The sequence below is a fragment of the Amycolatopsis sp. NPDC004625 genome, from assembly GCF_040609695.1.
In the GTDB taxonomy this organism is placed as follows: Bacteria; Actinomycetota; Actinomycetes; order Mycobacteriales; family Pseudonocardiaceae; genus Amycolatopsis.
Map to the genome: position 1 here is coordinate 1 of NZ_JBEXKX010000080.1, position 16999 is coordinate 16999.

General features: G+C 74.1%; 14 protein-coding genes and 1 pseudogene. 8 read left to right on the forward strand and 7 right to left on the reverse strand.

The window, feature by feature from the left end; translation table 11 throughout:
- Positions 1-352: 352 nt before the first annotated feature.
- Entirely contained in the window at positions 353-1717 is a 1365-nt protein-coding gene (locus tag ABZW17_RS43965) for a DUF2252 domain-containing protein (protein ID WP_354828087.1), read from the forward strand.
- A gap of 11 nt (positions 1718-1728) precedes the next feature.
- Here the strand turns inward: ABZW17_RS43965 and ABZW17_RS43970 are convergent, their stop codons facing one another.
- Positions 1729-2001, reverse strand: a complete 273-nt coding sequence (locus ABZW17_RS43970; RefSeq protein ID WP_354828090.1) for a hypothetical protein — start codon at positions 1999-2001, stop codon at positions 1729-1731.
- Positions 1998-2249 (reverse strand): hypothetical protein, encoded by a 252-nt coding sequence (locus tag ABZW17_RS43975; RefSeq protein WP_354828093.1) that lies wholly within the window; start codon positions 2247-2249, stop codon positions 1998-2000. The genes ABZW17_RS43970 and ABZW17_RS43975 overlap by 4 nt, the downstream gene beginning before the upstream one ends.
- A 202-nt stretch (positions 2250-2451) precedes the next feature.
- On the opposite strand from ABZW17_RS43975, the gene ABZW17_RS43980 reads away from it, so the two are divergent.
- From ABZW17_RS43980 to ABZW17_RS43990, 3 genes and pseudogenes are all read left to right on the forward strand, one after another.
- Positions 2452-5118 (forward strand): LuxR C-terminal-related transcriptional regulator, encoded by a 2667-nt coding sequence (locus ABZW17_RS43980; protein WP_354828096.1) that lies wholly within the window; start codon positions 2452-2454, stop codon positions 5116-5118.
- A 110-nt stretch (positions 5119-5228) separates the two neighbouring features.
- Positions 5229-5633 carry an SHOCT domain-containing protein gene (locus ABZW17_RS43985; protein WP_354828099.1) on the forward strand — a complete coding sequence of 135 codons (405 nt, stop codon included), beginning with the start codon at positions 5229-5231 and terminating at the stop codon, positions 5631-5633.
- A 179-nt stretch (positions 5634-5812) separates the two neighbouring features.
- Positions 5813-6052, forward strand: a pseudogene (locus tag ABZW17_RS43990) (potassium channel family protein); the annotation flags it as partial.
- A 90-nt stretch (positions 6053-6142) separates the two neighbouring features.
- On the opposite strand, the gene ABZW17_RS43995 reads toward ABZW17_RS43990, so the two are convergent.
- Complete coding sequence (locus tag ABZW17_RS43995; RefSeq protein WP_354828101.1) at positions 6143-7540, reverse strand: MFS transporter; 1398 nt, start codon at positions 7538-7540, stop codon at positions 6143-6145.
- Between the two features lie 137 nt (positions 7541-7677).
- Here ABZW17_RS43995 and ABZW17_RS44000 point away from each other — a divergent pair, with 137 nt between their 5' ends.
- The 4 genes from ABZW17_RS44000 (at position 7678) to ABZW17_RS44015 (ending at position 12650) form a co-directional block, all read left to right on the forward strand.
- On the forward strand, positions 7678-9492 hold the full coding sequence (locus ABZW17_RS44000; RefSeq protein WP_354828103.1) for a glycoside hydrolase family 15 protein: 1815 nt from the start codon (positions 7678-7680) through the stop codon (positions 9490-9492).
- 97 nt (positions 9493-9589) lie between these two features.
- Positions 9590-11062, forward strand: coding sequence for an APC family permease (locus tag ABZW17_RS44005; RefSeq protein ID WP_354828105.1), 1473 nt, complete (start codon positions 9590-9592; stop codon positions 11060-11062).
- Entirely contained in the window at positions 11059-11295 is a 237-nt protein-coding gene (locus tag ABZW17_RS44010; RefSeq protein WP_354828107.1) for a hypothetical protein, read from the forward strand. The genes ABZW17_RS44005 and ABZW17_RS44010 overlap by 4 nt, the downstream gene beginning before the upstream one ends.
- Positions 11292-12650 carry a dipeptidase gene (locus tag ABZW17_RS44015; protein ID WP_354828109.1) on the forward strand — a complete coding sequence of 453 codons (1359 nt, stop codon included), beginning with the start codon at positions 11292-11294 and terminating at the stop codon, positions 12648-12650. Before ABZW17_RS44010 ends, ABZW17_RS44015 begins: the two co-directional genes overlap by 4 nt.
- A 4-nt stretch (positions 12651-12654) precedes the next feature.
- On the opposite strand, the gene ABZW17_RS44020 is transcribed toward ABZW17_RS44015, so the two are convergent.
- From ABZW17_RS44020 to ABZW17_RS44035, 4 genes are all read right to left on the reverse strand, one after another.
- Positions 12655-13347: a hypothetical protein gene (locus ABZW17_RS44020; RefSeq protein WP_354828111.1), complete on the reverse strand. Its 693-nt coding sequence runs from the start codon at positions 13345-13347 to the stop codon at positions 12655-12657.
- Between the two features lie 168 nt (positions 13348-13515).
- Positions 13516-15225 carry a glycogen debranching protein gene (locus ABZW17_RS44025; RefSeq protein ID WP_354828114.1) on the reverse strand — a complete coding sequence of 570 codons (1710 nt, stop codon included), beginning with the start codon at positions 15223-15225 and terminating at the stop codon, positions 13516-13518.
- 23 nt (positions 15226-15248) lie between these two features.
- A complete protein-coding gene (locus tag ABZW17_RS44030) occupies positions 15249-16058 on the reverse strand; it encodes a carbohydrate ABC transporter permease (RefSeq protein ID WP_354828116.1) in 810 nt (269 codons plus the stop codon).
- Positions 16055-16999, reverse strand: coding sequence for a sugar ABC transporter permease (locus ABZW17_RS44035; RefSeq protein ID WP_354828119.1), 945 nt, complete (start codon positions 16997-16999; stop codon positions 16055-16057). The genes ABZW17_RS44030 and ABZW17_RS44035 overlap by 4 nt, the downstream gene beginning before the upstream one ends.

The window sequence follows — 16999 nt, forward strand, 5'->3', positions numbered from 1 at the left end:
CCGGCTTTCCCCGTCCGGGGCGCCCGCCCGCGCGCGCCCCCCCGGCCCGCCCGCGGCCGCCGGGGGGGGGCGGGGCGGGGGGGGGGCCCCCCCCCCGAGAGCGCGCCGCGGCCGGCTCGACGGGATGGCGGAACGCGGCGCCGGGGACGCGGCGGCCGCCACCGGGGAGATCCCCGTGGCACACCCGCCGGGGCGCCGCCGTCCGCTCGTCGTCCGTTCCGCCATCACCGCACCTCCACGGCCCCCACCCTGCGGCGCACCACGGCCCCGGTCGTCACCCGTGGTGGATGACTCCCCGCTTCACCCCCGGCGGGCGACGCCCCGGCCGGTTCCGCGGCCGACGATCCGTCCCATGACTCTCACCGACAAGGAGATCGCGGCACCCGACGTGCGGATCGCCCGGGCCCGCGCCGCCCGCAGCGCCGTGCCGGCGGCGAACCACGCCGAGTTCCCCAGCCCCCTCCGGCGCGCCGATCCGCTCACGCTGCTGGCCCGCCAGGACGCCGGCCGGGTGCCGGAACTGCTGCCCCTGCGCTACGGCCGCCTGGCCGAGTCGCCGCTGGCGTACTTCCGCGGCGCCGTGCTGCCGGCCGCGGCGGATCTGGCCGCGACCCCGCGGACCGGGTTCTCCGTCCAGGCCTGCGGCGACGCCCAGCTGGCCAACTTCGGCCTGTTCGCCGCGCAGGGCAGGCGGCTGGTCTTCGACTTCGCCGACTTCGACGAAACCCTGCCCGCGCCCTGGGAATGGGACGTCAAACGGCTCGCCGCGAGCTTCGAGGTCACCGGCCGGGAGGACGGGCACCCGGCGGGTCAGCGCCGGCGCACGGTGCTCGCCGCGGTCGAGTCCTACCGCCTGGCGATGCACGGCTTCGCGCGCCGGACACCGCTCGACATCTTCTTCGCCCCGGCCGACGCCCGGACGCTGCGGGTGGTCGCGGCCCACCGGCTGGGCCCGGCCCGGCGCCGCGCTCCCGGGGTGCGCCGGTTCACCGAAATCCGCGACGGGCAGCTGCGGCTGGCCGCGTGCCCGCCCGCGGTCGTGCCGGCGGGCCGGCTGGCCGGCGACGGCGACCCGGCGACGCTGACCGACCGCCTCGGCGTCGTGCTCGCGCGGTACCGGCGCACGCTCGGCCCCGCGCGGCGGGCACTGCTGGACCGCTACCGGCTCGCCGACGCGGCCCGCGCGGTGCCCGGGCCGGGTGCTGCCGGCACGCGGTGCTGGGTGGCGCTGCTGGTCCGGACGGGTGCCGGCGATCCGCTGTTCCTGCAGCTGAAGGAGGCCCGGCCGTCGGTGCTGGAGGGCTACGCCGGGCCCGCCGCACCGGGCGGCCCCGGCCGGCGGGTGGTGACCGGGCAGCGGCTGATCCAGGCCACCGGCGACGTCTTCCTCGGCTGGGCCCGCGGGGCGGCCTTCGACGGCCGCACCGGCGACTTCCACGTCCGCCGGCTGCGCGACGACTCCGGCGCCGGGGACGTCACCGCGATGACCCCGGACGTCCTGCGCGCCCACGCCCGGCTGTGCGGGTGGACGCTGGCCCGCGCGCACGCGCGGACCGGTGACCCGCTCGCGATCGCCGCGTACCTGGGCTCCGGCCCGGCGTTCGCCGAGGCCGTCCGGGAGTTCGCGGCGGCCTGCGCCGACCAGAACGAACGCGACCACGCCGCGCTGCGCCAGGCGATCCGGTCGGGTCACGTCACGGCCGCGGCCGGGTCGTGAGCCGCGTGCCGTCACGGGTCCGCGCGGTGCACCGCCCACGGGAGCTGCCGGACCCGGTGCACGGACACCACGTGCAACCCGAGTGCCTCGAGCCGGCGCAGGATTTCGGGAAGGCGCCGGGGATCGGCCACCGTGCCGAACACGATCGTTTCCGGCGGAACCGGCACGACGAGCACACCCCGGAAATCATCGACCCCGGCCACGGCCCGGTCCGGAATGGCACCGCTGCCCCGGAAGACGTAATCGGTGCCCGCCGTCAGGTCGAGAACGCCGCCCCGGGTCACCGGGTCCGCCGATCGCGGCGGGGCCGGCCCGCCGCGTACCAGGCGCGCGCGACCATCGCCACGTCGAGCAGCAGCATCGCCGCCGACCAGCCGCGCGCCGGCAGGAAGACCAGCCGCGCGACCAGGTCCGCCCCGGCGCGGACGCCGGTGCGGAGCTCGGCGGCCGGGCTCAGCGCGGCGAGCGCGACGACCAGCCACAGCAGCACCGAAGCCACGCTGATCCGGCCCGTCCGCACCACGTCGAGCACCAGTGCCTCACCCGGCCCGAGCCAGCAGAAGGGGGCACCCGCGAATCGCCACTTGCCCGTTCCCGATGAATTCCCGCGTATTTTCACCCGCCACACGATTCTGCTCCGGGCCGCCGTTCTCCTCGCCCGCAGCGGGTGAGCCGCGGCTTTTGCGTGGCAGGATCCGCGGGATTGCCCGAAACCGATCACGAAGGAGAATTGCATGCGCCAGTGCTCCGACGCCCCGGCCCGAAGACGAATTCCGAGAACGAAGCTCACCGTTCCCGGGCCGCCGGCGGACCTCGTGTCACGGCCGCGCCTGCTCACCGTTCTCGACGGCGCGAGCGAAGCGGCCCTGGTGTTCGTCGGCGCCCCCGCCGGGTTCGGCAAGACCGTGCTCCTCGCCGAATGGGCGCGCCGCCGGGGTCCCGGCGCGGTCGCCTGGCTGGCCGCGGACGCCGAGGACAACGACGACCACCTCTTCTGGTCCGCGGTCCTGGAAACCCTCGGCCGCTGCGGCCGGCTCCCCGGTGGCAACCCGCTGCGGCTGCTCGCCGTTCCCGAAGCCCCGAGCACCGACCTCGGTTTCCTGAGCACGGTCGCCGACGCGCTCGACGCGCTGCCCGAGCCCGTGGTGCTCGTCGTCGACAGCGCTCAGGAGATCACCGCTCCCGAGCCGTGGCACGGGTTGCAGGCGCTGGTCCGCCACCAGCCGGCAGGACTGTGCCTGGCCGTGTCGAGCCGGCGGGAACCACCGCTGCCGCTGGGCCGGGTGCGGCTCGCCGACCGGCTCGTCGAAGTCGGCGCCGCCGCGCTGCGGTTCACCGCGGAGGAGGCGGAAACCCTGCTCGCCGCGGCCGACCGGGCGATCCCGCGCGACCAGGTGGCCCGGGTGGTCGCCGGGACCGGCGGCTGGCCGGCCGGGCTGCGGCTCGCCACGGCGTCCGCCGCCCGGCACGGCAACCTGCGGGACTTCGAGACCGGACGCGACGACGCCGTGCTCGCCTACCTGGCCGACGAAGCCCTCGCCTCCCTCACCCCCGCGCACCGGGAGCTGCTGCGCACGATCAGCATCTGCGACGAGGTCCCGGCCGGGCTGGCCACGGTGCTCTGCGGCCGGACGGACGCGGAGGCGATGCTGCGCGAACTCGGCGAGCCGGCCACCCGGCTGGTCGACACCGCCGGCACCCCGCCGCACCACCGCGTGACGCCGCTGCTGCGCACCTACCTGCGGGCCCAGCAGGAGCGGCGGGCCCCGGACCGGACCCGGGCGCTGCACGCGACGGCGGAACGCTGGTTCGCCGGGCACCACCGGCCCGCGCCGGCCCTGCTGCACAGCGTCCGGTCCGGCAATCCGGCCCGGGTCGGCGACCTCCTGCGCGAGCACGCCGTGACGCTGTTCCTCGCGGGCGAGCACGACGTCTTGCGGCAGGCCCTCACCCTGCTCGAGGACCGGCGGATCGCCGCGGGCGCCCCGGCGGCGCTGGTTTCGGCCGCGCTGTGCCTGGAGGCGGCCGAGACGTCGGCGGCCCGCCTGCACCTGGCCCGCGCGGAGGCGTCGTGGCCGGCCCGCCCGGCGCCGGAGCTGCCCCTCCTGCGCCGGCTGACCCACGCCCGGCTCGCCCAGCTCGACCGCACGCCGGCCGGTGCCCTCCGGGCGGCGGAGCAGGCCGACGAAGAGCCGTCCGCCGGGAGCGCCCTGCGCGGGCTCGCGGCCGTGCACCGCGCGGGCGTCCTCATCGCCCGCGGCCACCGCGGACCGGCCCGGGAGGCGCTGGTGCGGGTCCTCGGCACCGCCGAGCAGGTGCACCAGGACTTCACCGTCGCCCGGTGCCTCACGCTGCTGGGCGAGCTGGCCTGCCACGACGGTGACTACCGGGCGATGGACACCCTGGCCCGCCGGGCCGAAAGCCGCCTGCCGCACCAGGACTTCCCGCGGTCGGTGCAGGGCGCCCAAGCCCGTGCCCTGATGGCGTACGGCGCCCTCCTGCGCGGCGAACCGGCCGACTGCGTCGAACACGCGAAGCGGGTCGGGCAGCTGCTCGGCGACGCCCCGGCGCGAGCCGCTCGCGACCTGCGGATGTTCGCCGAAACCCTGCGCGGGGCCGCCGAATTCGAGCTCGGCACCTGGCACGCGGGGCTGCGGCGGATGCGCCGGGCTCGCAACCGCCTCGGGACCGGGCGCGGCTGCCCCGCCGGGCACGCCGCCCTGTGCGCCGTGCTGGAACAGCGGGCGGCCCTGCGGCTGGGCGCAGCGGGCCAAGCCCGGGAGACCGTCCGGTGGGCCCTGCCGGTCCTCGCCGGTTCGGGCGAGCTGCTGCTGATGCGCGCCCGGACCCAGCTGCGGCTCGGCCGCCACCACGCGGCGAGCACCGTGCTGCGCACTCTGGCGGACGACGCACCACCGCTGGAACTGGCCTGGGTGCCGATCGAGGCGTCGCTGCTCGGCGTGCAGGCCGCGCTGGCCGCGGGGGCGCGCGACCGGGCCGCCCGGCTGCTCGGCGACGCGCTGCGGGCCGCCGAACCCGCCGGCGTCCGGTTCCCGTTCGTCTTCGCCCCGCCCGAACTGGTCGGGTTCCTCACCAGCCGGCTGGGCCGCCTCGGCACCGGCGAGCGGTTCGCCGGCGAAGTCCTGGCCCTGCGGCGCCGGCTGCGCACCCCGCCGATGCCGGCTCCGTTGACCGAGCGCGAACGCGGCGTCCTGCGCCTGCTGCCGACGCAGCGGTCGATCGACGAGATCGCCCAGGACCTGACCGTCTCCCCCAACACCGTGAAGACCCACGTCCGGGGGATCTACGCGAAGCTCGACGTCCGCAGCCGGCGCGAGGCGGTCACGATCGCGCAGGAACGGGGACTGCTCGACGCCGAAGTCGCCGACTTCACGGTTTGACCGCCTCGCCCCACCCGGCGCGGGTGAGGCGGGCGCACCCGGGATCGGTGTCCAGTGGGCCGGGCACGCTCGAGCGTGCCTGGCCCCGATTCCGGACCCGAGGAGACGACATGGCCCTGGCGAGCGCGGAATACCCGTTCCTGAACCTGATGTGGACGATGCTGGTGTTCTTCTGCTGGATCGCCTGGTTCTGGCTGCTGTTCGTGACGTTCGGCGACCTGTTCCGCCGGGCCGACGTCTCCGGCTGGGCCAAGGCGGGCTGGACGGTCCTGGTGATCGTGCTGCCGTTCGTCGGCGTGCTGCTCTACCTCTGCACGCAGGGCCGGAACATCCTCGAACGGCAGCGCGCCCGCGAAGCGGCCGGCCGGCGGCGGTTCGACGACTACGTGCGTTCGGTGTCCACATCGGACACGACCGGCGCGGCGCAGATCGCCGAAGCCCGGCGGCTGCTCGACGAAGGCGTGATCGACGACGCGGAGTTCCAGGCCCTCAAGCGGAAGGCCCTCGCCCGGTGACCGCGGCCCGGCGATGGCGGTTCGTCCACCTGGCCGTGCTCCGGCCCCTGCTCACGATCACCGCGCTACTCTGCCTCTACTACCTGCTCCCGGTCGGCCAGGGCTTCGGGCCCTGGCCGGCGGCCGGCTTCACCGCCGGTCTCGCGGTGCTGGTGCTGCTGGTCGCCGGCGAGGTGCGGATGATCCTGCGCTCGCCGTTCCCGGCCTGGCAGGGCGTCCAGGCGCTGGCCCTCGTCGTCCCGTTGTTCCTGCTGCTGTTCGCCGACGCCTACCACGTGCTGGCCCAGGATCGGCCCGGCTCCTTCGGCACCGGCCTGACCCGCACCGACGCCCTGTACTTCACGGTCACGGTGTTCGCCACGGTCGGCTTCGGCGACATCACCCCGGTGTCCGCCACCGCCCGGGCCCTGGTGACCGGGCAGATGGCCGCGGACCTGGTGGTGCTGGGCGTGGTGCTGCGGGTGATCCTGACCGCGGTGCGACACCGGCGCTTGTCCACAGTGGACAGCTCAGTCGGACGGCAGCCGCAGCGCCGCGGCCAGCCCGGCCACCGCCACGACGCCCAGGGTGGCCAGGGCGAGGGCGAAGGACCGCCCGCCGAGGTGCGGCGTCCCGGCCAGGACCGAACCGGCCAGCGCCGTCCCCACCGACGAGCCGAGGTTCGACACACTGCGGGAAACCCCCGAAATGTCGCCCTGCGCGGCGTCCGGGAAGCGCGACTGCACGAGGTTCACCGACGCCGTCAGCATCACCCCGACCCCGGCGCCGAGCAGGAACAGGCCCGGCACGACGCTCGCCACCCCGGAGTCCGCCCGGACCAGCAGCAGCACGAGGGCGAGACCCGCGACGGTGACGGCGAACCCGGCGCGGACGAGCCGGCGCTGGGGGTGCCGCCGCGCCAGCCGGCCCGCGGCCGCCGAGGCGCCGAGGATGCCGGCGGTGGCCGGGGTCAGCAGCAGCCCGGTCCCGATCGCGTCGTACCCGCGGACCTCCTGCAGGAAGACCGCGACGACGAAGAACGACCCCTGCAGGACCAGCCACTGCACGTGCTGGGTTATCAGCCCGAGCCGGGTGCCGCGGTCGCGGAAGAGCCCGGACGGCACCAGCGCCGCCCGCCCCGCCCGTTCCCGCGAGCGGACGTGCGCGAAGAACACCACGAGGAAGCCGGCGCCGATGCCGGCGAACAGCCACACCGGCGAGATCCCGCCGGCCGGGAGCAGGACCACGCCGCCGACGGCGAAGTCCGCCCGTGAGACGAGCCAGCCGTAGGTCCCCGTCCGCAGGACGCCGAAGACGACGAAGAACAGCCCGGCCGCCGAGAGGAGCGCGCCGGCGACGTCGAACTCCCGGTCGCGCGGCGGGGCCGGGGGCTCGGTGAGCCGTACCGTCAGCAGGACGATCAGGGCCACCAAGAGGACCTGCAGGAGGAAGGACGCCCGCCACCCCAGCCACGTCGTGACCAGGCCGCCGACGAGCGGGCCGGCCGCGGCCCCGAGCGCGCCGGCCCCGCTGACCACGCCGAAGGCCCGCGCCCGGGCCGCCAGGCCGGGACTGGCCACGGTGATCAGGATGTAGATCGGCGGGATCATCAGGGCCGACCCGATGCCCTCCAGCACCGAGTACCCGAGGATCAGCAGCGCCGGGCCGTGCGCGGCCGCCGCCAGCAGCGCGCCGCCGCCGTAGACCGCCAGGCCGGCCAGGAAGCACCGCTTGCGGCCCAGCAGGTCGCTCAGCTTGCTGCCCGGCACCATGAGCGACGCCATGGTCAGGGTGAACACCGTGATCGCCGTCTGCACGCCGAGCACGGTCGTGCCGAGGTCCGCGGCGATCGGGCTGACGGCGACGGTCATGGTCGTCGCGGCGTAGCTCGCGACGAACTGGGCGAGGGCCAGGGGCAGCACGATCATCGGCGGGCCTTCCTCGTCGGGTGCCGCACACGGTGGCGCGCCCGGGGCCGGGCCACCTCACCCCGCGGGGATGAGGCAGCGGCCGGGCGCGCCCGCAACGGTGCCGGGTGAGGGGATCCGGTGCCGATGGAGGAGAAATGACCGAAACCACGATCGCCGAGCACGGGCTGATCGGAGATCTGCAGACGGCCGCGCTGGTGACGACCGACGGGTCGATCGACTGGTTCTGCTGCCCCCGCTTCGACTCGCCGTCGGTCTTCGGCGCCCTGCTCGACGACGAGCGCGGCGGCCGGTTCCGCATCCGCCCGGCCGGCGCCTGCGCGAGTTCCCAGATGTACCACCCGGACACCGCGGTGCTGATCACCCGGTTCTCCGGCCCCGACGGCATCGGCGAAGTGGTCGACTTCATGCCGCCGTGCGACGGCCCCGCCACCACCCGCCACCGCCTGGCCCGGCTCGTGCGCTGCGTCCGCGGCCGGATGACGTTCGACGTGGTGATCGCACCCCGCTTCGACTACGGCCGCCGGCCGCACCAGGCGATGCTCGTCGCGAACGGGGCCGTGTTCGTCGCGCGCGACACCTCCCTCGTGCTGCACGCGGTCCGCGAACCCGGCGACGAGCACCTCGCCGAGACCCGCGTCGAAGGCGGTGACGTCCACCTGCGGCTCACCCTGGACGCCGGTCAGGTGCGCGGGGTCGTGCTCGAGACGGACTCCGCGGAGCCGCCCCGCGAACTCCGCGTCGCCGAGTTCGAAGCACTCTTCCAGTCCACTGTGGACTGGTGGCGCGGCTGGCTGGCCCGCTCCACCTACCGCGGCCGCTGGCGGGAGATCGTGCTCCGGTCGGCCATCACGCTCAAGCTGCTCACCTACGCGCCGACCGGCGGGCTGGTCGCCGCGCCCACGCTCGGCCTGCCCGAGGAACTCGGCGGGGAGCGGAACTGGGACTACCGGTACACGTGGGTCCGCGACGCGTCGTTTTCGGTGTCGGCGTTGCTGGCGCTGGGGTTCACGGAGGAGGCCGCCCGGTTCGGGACCTGGCTCGGCGACCGCATCCGCGAAGGCCGGGGCGGGGCCGGCGGGCCGCTCGCGGTGCTGTACCGCGTGGACGGCACGACGGACCTGCGGGAGGAGAGCCTCGCGCACTGGTCCGGGTACCGCGGGTCGGCCCCGGTCCGGATCGGCAACGACGCGGCCGGGCAGTTGCAGCTCGACATCTACGGCGAAGCCCTCGACAGCGTCTTCGCCGCCGACCGCGCCGGGTTCGAGCTCCCGCACCAGGGCTGGACGGCCCTGCGGGCGGCCCTCGACTGGCTCGGCGAACACTGGGACCAGCCCGAGGAAGGCATCTGGGAAACGCGCGGCGGCCGCAAGCGCTTCACCTACGGCCGGCTGATGAGCTGGGTCGCGTTCGACCGCGGCATCCGGCTGGCGCGCACCCACGGCCGGCCCGCCCCGGTCGAGGACTGGACCTGGCAGCGCGACAGCATCCACGGCCAGATCCTCGACCGCGGCTGGCACCGCACGCGCACCGCGTTCGTCCAGCACGACACCGGCGACGAGCTGGACGCGGCCCTGCTCCGCATGCCCCGCACCGGATTCCTCCCGGCGACGGACCCGTTGTGGCTCTCGACGCTCGACGCGATCAAGGCCGGCCTGGTGACCGACAGCCTGGTCTACCGGTACGACCCGGCCGCGTCCCCGGACGGCCTCGCCGGCGCCGAAGGCACGTTTTCGCTGTGCAGCTTCGCCTACGTCGACGCGCTGGCCCGGGCGGGCCGGCTGGAGGAGGCGCGCACGGCGTTCGAGAAGATGCTCACCTACGCCAACCACGTCGGGCTGTACGCCGAGGAGATCGCGCCGACCGGTGAGCAGCTCGGCAACTTCCCGCAGGCGTTCACGCACCTGGCCCTGATCGACGCCGCCGTCACCCTCGACGATGTCCTCGGCTGAGGCGGCCGGGTTCTCCCCCGCCACGGGTGACCCGGCCGGGCGCCGCACGGAACACGATGAGGCACCCGTCGAGGCGAGCCCCGGGAGGCCGACTGCCATGACCACCACCCACCGACCACACCGGTCCGCGGAGCCGGCCGGGCCGCCACCCGGCCGCGGTGCCGGCCGCGCGCGGCCGCCCGCCGGCGCCTGGATCTCCTGGGTCGCGCTCGCGCTCATGACGACCGGGTCCGTCGCCAGCCTGCGCCCGGCGCCGACGATGGCCGTGTACGGTCTCGCGGCCGTCTTCCTCTACGTCGTCCCTGCGATCGTCTTCCTCCTGCCGACGTCGCTGGTCTCGGCCGAACTGGCCTCCGGCTGGCCGGGCGGCGCCTACAACTGGGTCGCGCTCGGGATCTCCAAGCCGATGGGGTTCCTGGCGGTCTGGTGCCAGTTCGCGATGACGATCTTCTACTACCCCAGCCTGCTCGGGTACGTCGCCAGCACGCTCGCGTACGTCTTCGACCCGGACCTGGCGAGCAGCGGGTGGTGGACGGCGGCGGTGATCGTCGTGGCGTACTGGTCCGGCGTCTGGATCTCCGCCCGCGGCACGAAGGGGGTGGCCGGCCTGGCCGGCGGCGGGCTCGTCGTCGGGACGCTGCTGCCCGGCGCGCTGCTCGTGGTCCTCGGCCTCGTGTTCCTCGGGCGGGGGCACCCGTCGGCGGCCCCGATGTCGGCGAGCCACCTGCTGCCCGCGTGGGCCGGGCTGGCGAGCCTGGTCCTGATCGTGAACAACTTCCTGTCCTACTCGGGCATGGAGATGAACGCGGTGCACGTGTCCTCCCTGCGCCGGCCGGGCAAGGAGTTCCCGCGGGCGATGTTCCTGGCGATGGGGCTGGTGCTGCTCGTCTTCGTCCTGCCCGCGCTCGCCATCAGCTGGGTGATCCCGGCCGACCGGCTCTCCCTGACGGCCGGGGTGATGCAGGCGTTCGACGCCGTCTTCGCCGGCTTCGGCATCCAATGGCTGACCCCGCTGATCGGGATCCTGCTCGTGCTGGCCTCGCTCGGCGGGATGCTGACGTGGCTGGCCGGCCCGTCGAAGGGCCTGCTGCTCATCGCCCGGCAGGAGGGTTACCTGCCGCCCTTCCTGCAGCGGCTCAACGGCCGGGGCGTGCAGCAGAACATCCTGGTCGCCCAGGGCGCCGTCACCACGGTGATCGCGCTGCTCTACGCGTTCATCCCGGACGCGTCGAGCGCGTACTGGATCTTCTCGGTGATCACCACGCAGGTGTACCTGATCACGTACCTGCTGGTGTTCGTCGCAGCGGTCCGCCTGCGGCGCAAGCACCCCGATCACCCGCGGGGGTTCCGCGCGCCGCTGCTGCTCGGCCTGTGCGGCATGGGGTTCTGCGCGTCGCTGGCCGCGCTGCTGGTCGGGTTCGTCCCGCCGGCGCAGTTCGGCTCGGGCAGTCCGTGGGGCTACCTCGGGATCGTCGCCGGCGGTGCGCTCGGCCTCGGCCTGGTGGTGCCGTTCCTGTTCTACCGCCTGCGGAAACCTTCGTGGCGGCAACCGGAGGCGAGCGCGTCATGACCACTGTGGACGAACGATCGACCCGGTCGCAGCGGACGGCCGTCTACGTCCTGGTGGCGGTGGTGCTGGGCGGGCTGCTGGTGGCCGGCTACCTGGTCCACCGGTCCGCGGTCTGCGCCGGCCTCGACGCCGCGCTCGACCGGGCGGTCAGCGACACCGCCGGCGGCCCGGGCGCGCGTCCCCTCCTCCGGCCGGTGCTGCGGTACACCGGCCCCTGCCCGGTGGGCGGGTGAGCGCGGTGGACCTGCGGACCCGGATCGACGCCCTGATGCCCCGGGCGCGGGAAGAACTCGCGGAGCTCGTCGCGCTGCGGTCGGTGGCGGACCCCCGGCAGTTCCCGCCCGACGAATGCCACCGCGCGGCCGTCCGGGTCGCCGACGCGTTCGCCGGGGCCGGCTTCCGCACGAGCCTCGCCGACACGCCGGACGGCAGCCAGGCCGTGGTCGGCACGAGGCCGTGCGGGCGGCCGGACGCGCCGGCCGTGCTGCTCTACGCCCACTACGACGTCCAGCCACCGCTGGCCGACGACGAGTGGCGGACACCGCCGTTCCGGCTGACCGAAGTGGACGGACGCTGGTACGGACGCGGCGCCGCCGACTGCAAGGGCAACATCCTCATGCACCTCACGGCGTTGCGCGCCCTCGGCGACGACATCCCCGTCGACCTCAAGCTGGTCGTCGAAGGTGCGGAGGAGCAGGGCACCGGCGGGCTGGAGGCGTTCGTCCCGGAGCACGCGGACCTGCTGCGGGCCGACGCGATCCTGGTGGCCGACACCGGGAACGCGGCGGTCGGCCACCCGGCCGTCACGGTCAGCCTGCGCGGGCTGGTGAACGTCGTCGTCTCGGTCGGGACGCTGCCGTCCGAGCTGCACTCGGGCATGTTCGGCGGACCCGCCCCGGACGCGCTGGCGGTGCTGGTGCGGGTGCTGGACTCGCTCCGCGACGACACGGGCGCCACCACGGTCCACGGCCTGCCCGGCGACGGCCGCTGGACCGGTGCCCCGTACCCGGCCGACCGGTTCCGGGCGGACGCGGGCCTGCCACCCGGCGCCGTCCTGCTGGGCGGCGGCGAAGTCGCGGACTCCCTGTGGGCGCGCCCGGCGCTGACGGTGCTCGGCATCGACTGCCCACCGGTGGTCGGTTCGACGGCGGCGCTGGTCCCGCGGGCGCGGGCCCGGCTGAACCTGCGCATCCCGCCGGGCGTCGACCCGCACCACGCGGCGTGCGCCCTGACCGAGCACCTGCAGGCGGCCGCGCCGTGGGGCGCCGAGGTCTCGGTGGACGTCGAGGCGATCGGCCACCCGTTCCTCGCCGCCACCGACGGCCCGGCGTACGCGACGATGACCCGCGCGCTGGAGGCGGTGTACGGCCGCCCGGTGAGCAGGCTCGGCCAGGGCGGTTCGATCCCGTTGTGCACGGTCTTCGCCGAGACCTACCCCGACGCCGAGATCCTGCTCATCGGCGTCGAGGAACCGCAGGCCCGCATCCACGCGCCGAACGAAAGCGTGGCACCGCAGGAGATCGCGGCCATGGCCCTGGCCGAAGCCCGGTTCCTCCGGGACTACGGCCGGATCTCCCGCGGCGGGTGAAGGGTCAGGAAGCGGAGACCGAATAGCTGTTCGACGTGAAGTCCAGCCCGCCCGAGGACGAGGTGATCTCGAAACCGAACTGCACCTCGCCCAGGGTCACGTCGCCGAACCAGCCGCGGGCCTTGATCCAGTTCAGCACCGCGAGCACGTCGACCGTGGCCGCGTTCGTGTTCGAGGTCCGCAGGAACGAGAACACCGCGTTGGCACCGTTCGATCCCTTGTAGACGTCCCAGGTGTGGCCGCCGACGCTCACCGTCGTCTGCTTGCTGCCGATCGGGCCGACCGCGCCCTGCTTGTTCATCCACAGCATGATTTCGTAGGCGTTGTTGTTCGCCCAGATGTCATAGGCCGTCTCGTAGGCGCCGCTGCCGGGGCGGCTGACGGAGAAACTGCTGGAGACCTGGTGGAGGGAACTGAGCGTCCGGCCGACGTTCTTCGCCGAATGCGGGTACGATTTGACGCCGCCGGTGTTCGGGTGGTTCGCCCACACTCCCCAGTTGCCGTAGGAGTTCGCCCAGATCGTCTGCGGGCCGGCCCCGCTGCCCCAGACGTCGTTGCGGACGGTGTACCCGCCGTTGGACCACGTCGCCCACTTGTCCGACGACGACCAGGCGGCCGCTTCGGCCACGCCGGCGGTACCGGCCACCACGGCGGCCGCGGTCAGCGAGACGAGCAGGGAACGCACGACTTTGTGCATCGGTTCATCCTTTCCCGGAAATCGAACGGGAGGCGGGACGACTATTGCAGCCGCGTTGTGCGCCGGTCAAGATCCGGTGCGTTGCTCACCGACATTCGATCGATTCGGACAATGGCATCGATGATTTCAACGGCCCGGGTCGTCGATGTGGTCGAACCAACCGGATTATTACTTTTCGGAAAGCGCTTCCCGCGCTTCGGCGTCCCCGGCGAGCAGGAGGTAGGCCGCGGCCGTCCAGGTGTAGGCGCGGTCGCGCAGGCCGTCGCCGGTCAGCGCGTCGAAGTTCTCGGCGAACCCGGATTTCTCGCACACCGCCCGGAACCGGGCGCTGACCGAGTCGGCGAGGGACACCGCCCCGGCGCGGCGCAGGCCGTCCTCGATCAGCACCGTGACGGGCGCCCACACCGGCCCGCGCCAGTAGCCGTCCGCCTCGTAGCACGGGGACCCGGGCCGTTCGGTCGCCAGCCCGATGTCGGTGAGGTGCGCCTCGAGCCCGGCCACGACCTCGTCCCGGACGCCGGGGGGCAGGTGTTCCCCGAGCACGATCGGCATGAGTTCGAGCAGGCTCGCCCCGCCCTGGACCGCGCCGGTGGTGGCCGAGCGGCTGACGAACTCCGTGCCGTCCCAGAGCTCGTCCAGCAACGCCGCCAGCATGCCGTCCGCTTCGGCACGCCACCGCGCGGCGCCTTCGCCGTCACCGAGCCCGGCGGCCAGCACGGCCAGCTCCCGCAGCTGCAGCACCAGGAACGCCGCCAGGTCGGGCGTCTGCACGAGCCGCTCCACGGCGAACGGCGTCGCGTTGTCCCAGCCGCTGTCGTTGCCGTGTTCGTAGTGCGCGACCCGCCCGCCGGGCACGCGGCGGTGGTCGAGCCAGAACGTCGTCCACGCCGCCAGCTGCCGGTAGGCGCGCGCGGGATCCGGCAGGCCGCCGGGAAGGCGGCCGCGCAGGCGGCTCAGCGCCCAGCCGTGGATGGGCGGTTTCACGAAGTTGCGCAGCACCTCGGCGTGGGTGACCGAGTCGGGCAGCGCGCCCCGGTCGTCCTGGTGGTCGAAGACGACCTGGAACTGGTGCCACGCCAGCTCGGGCCGGCCGGCGGCCAGCGCGAGCGCGTTGAAGCAGTGGTCCCAGCTCCACACCTTGTCCATCCAGTGCTTCGACATCAGCACGGCCGGACGGCCCACGAACCCGGACGGCGCCACGACGGCCGACCAGAGCACGTAGCAGGCGAGCTCGGCGGCGGGCGTGCGTTCGCCGCGCCAGGGCGCCACCGCATCGGCGAACGCCGTGAACGCCGTCGCGGCGGCGGCGACCACGGCGTCGAACGCCGCCCCCGGCACGTACGGCTCCCGGGCGCCGGGGAGTTCTTCGAGCACCGCTTCCCAGCTGTCCCCGCTCAGCACGACGGCCCGCTCGGCCGTGCCCAGCGCTTCCGCACCGACGTGCCGCACGTGTCCGGAAAGGACAGTCACGCGGTAGCGGTGGCCGGTTTCGTAGGAGGTGAAAACAGCCGAACCGTCGACCGGGTCGGCGAAGAAGTACGTGCCGGTGAACGGGGTCAGCGTGAGCTCCGCCGCGCGGATCCGCAACGCCAGGCCGCGGCCGGCGATCCGGAGCGCGTCCGGTCCCGCGTACGCGGCCGTGATCCGCCGGTCCCCCGAACCCCAGGTGAGCGCGGACGGCGTGGCGCCGGCCGGGACCGCCGCGCGCTCCCCGCCGCTTTCGGGGACGAGGGCCAGGACGGCGTGCATGCCGTGGCGGTGGGACACCAGGTGGAGGTCGTCCGCGTAGGTGGCTTCGGCCACCACCGGCGAGACGTCGAACCACGATCCCGGGTGGCTGAACGGGATTTCCCGCAGCGAAAACTCGCCCGTGGGCACAGAAGCGTCCTTTCCGGAAGGGGTCAGTCCTTGACGGCGCCCGCGGTGACGCCGGCGGCGACGAACCGCTGCGCCAGCACGAGGAGCACGGCGGCCGGCACCGAAGCCACCACCGCCGTCGCCATGATGGAGTTCCACTCCTGGTTGTTGTTGCCGATGTAGCGGTAGATGCCCAGGGTCAGCGGCTGCAGCGGGCCACCGCCGTCGAGGGTCGCCGCGAAGACGAAGTCCGACCAGGCCCACAGGAACGAGAACAGCCCCGCAGTGACGACCCCGTTGCGGCTCGCGGGCAGCACCACCGACCAGAACGTGCGCACCGCGCCCGCGCCGTCGATCGTGGCCGCCTGGACGAGTTCGTCCGGCACCGACGCCATGAAGGAGGTCAGGATAAGCACCGCGAACGGCACCGCGATCGTCGAGTCGGCGAGCACCAGGCCCCACACGGTGTTCGTGATGCCCAGCGAGACGTAGTTGCCGTAGAAGCCCAGCGCCATGATGATGCCCGGGATCATCTGCGCCACGAGCAGCACGAATCCCAGCGTCCGCCGGCCGCGCGGGCGCAGCTTGGCCAGCGCGTACGCCGACGGCGCCGCCAGGGCCAGTGTCAGCGCGACCGTCCCCAGCGCGACGAGCAGGCTGGTGGCGAAGTACGGGAGCTGCTCGTGCAGGACCCGCTCGTAGCCCTCGAACGTCGGCGCCGCGGGGAACCAGTCCGGCGGCGACTTGCGCATCCGCCCCGCCGGGGTGAGCGACACGTTGACCATCCAGTAGACGGGGAACAGCATCACCGCGGTGAGCACCAGTCCCACCGCGGTGCGCCAGTGCCGGATCACGCCGCCTCCTGGCGGCGCTGCGCGCGGATGTAGAGCAGGCCCGCGACCAGGGCCAGCAGGATGAGCACGTTGCCCACGGCCGCGCTGGGCCCGAACCGCGGCAGCAGGCTGCCGAACCCGAGCTGGTAGGACCAGGTGGCCAGGGTGGTCGACGACCCGCCGGGGCCGCCCCGGGTCATGATCCAGATGACGTCGAACACCTTCAGCGTGTAGACCAGCCCCAGCAGCAGGGTGATCGCCGAAACCGGGCGCAGGAGCGGGAAGGTGACGTGCCGGAAGCGCTGCCACGCCCCGGCGCCGTCGAGCGACGCGGCCTCGTACACCTCGGCCGGGATGTTCTGCAGGCCGCTGTGCAGCACGACGAGGTTGAACGGGACGCCGATCCAGATGTTGGCGATGATCACCGAAACCAGCGACCACGACGGCGACGTCAGCCAGTCGATCCGGCCGGCGCCGAGCCCGCCCAGCACGGCGTTGACCACCCCGGACTCGCTGTTGAGCAGCCACGCCCACGTCGACCCGGAGACGATCAGGGGCAGCAGCCAGGGCACCAGGAACAGCGCGCGCAGCGTCGGGCCCAGGCGGAAGTGGCGGGCGAAGAAGACCGCCATCGCCAGGCCGATGCCGTACTGGAAGAGCAGCGACGCGGCCGTGAAGACGAGCGTGTTGAGCAACGCCGTGCGGAAGGTCGGATCCGCGAACACGTCGGCGTAGTTGTCGAACCAGACCAGCGGCGCGCCGCCGTGGACGAAGGTGCGGACGGTGTAGTTGCGCAGGCTGAGGTCGATGTTCGTGACCAGCGGATAGCCGTAGCAGAGCACGAGGTAGGCGACCAGCGGCGCGAGGAACGCCCACGCGAGCAGCTGCGGCCGCCGCCGTCGCGCCCGGCCGGGCGTCGGTGCGGCCGGGCGGACGGCGACCGGTTCACGGATGTCCTGCAC

Excerpts from the sequence above, each read along its gene's own strand:
- ABZW17_RS44000 (WP_354828103.1), top strand. The coding sequence starts at position 7,678 with ATGACCGAAACCACGATCGCCGAGCACGGGCTGATCGGAGATCTGCAG.
- ABZW17_RS44005 (WP_354828105.1), top strand. The coding sequence starts at position 9,590 with ATGACCACCACCCACCGACCACACCGGTCCGCGGAGCCGGCCGGGCCG.
- ABZW17_RS43995 (WP_354828101.1), bottom strand. The coding sequence starts at position 7,540 with ATGATCGTGCTGCCCCTGGCCCTCGCCCAGTTCGTCGCGAGCTACGCC.
- ABZW17_RS44020 (WP_354828111.1), bottom strand. The coding sequence starts at position 13,347 with ATGCACAAAGTCGTGCGTTCCCTGCTCGTCTCGCTGACCGCGGCCGCC.
- ABZW17_RS43980 (WP_354828096.1), top strand. The coding sequence starts at position 2,452 with ATGCGCCAGTGCTCCGACGCCCCGGCCCGAAGACGAATTCCGAGAACG.
- ABZW17_RS44010 (WP_354828107.1), top strand. The coding sequence starts at position 11,059 with ATGACCACTGTGGACGAACGATCGACCCGGTCGCAGCGGACGGCCGTC.
- ABZW17_RS43965 (WP_354828087.1), top strand. The coding sequence starts at position 353 with ATGACTCTCACCGACAAGGAGATCGCGGCACCCGACGTGCGGATCGCC.
- ABZW17_RS43985 (WP_354828099.1), top strand. The coding sequence starts at position 5,229 with ATGGCCCTGGCGAGCGCGGAATACCCGTTCCTGAACCTGATGTGGACG.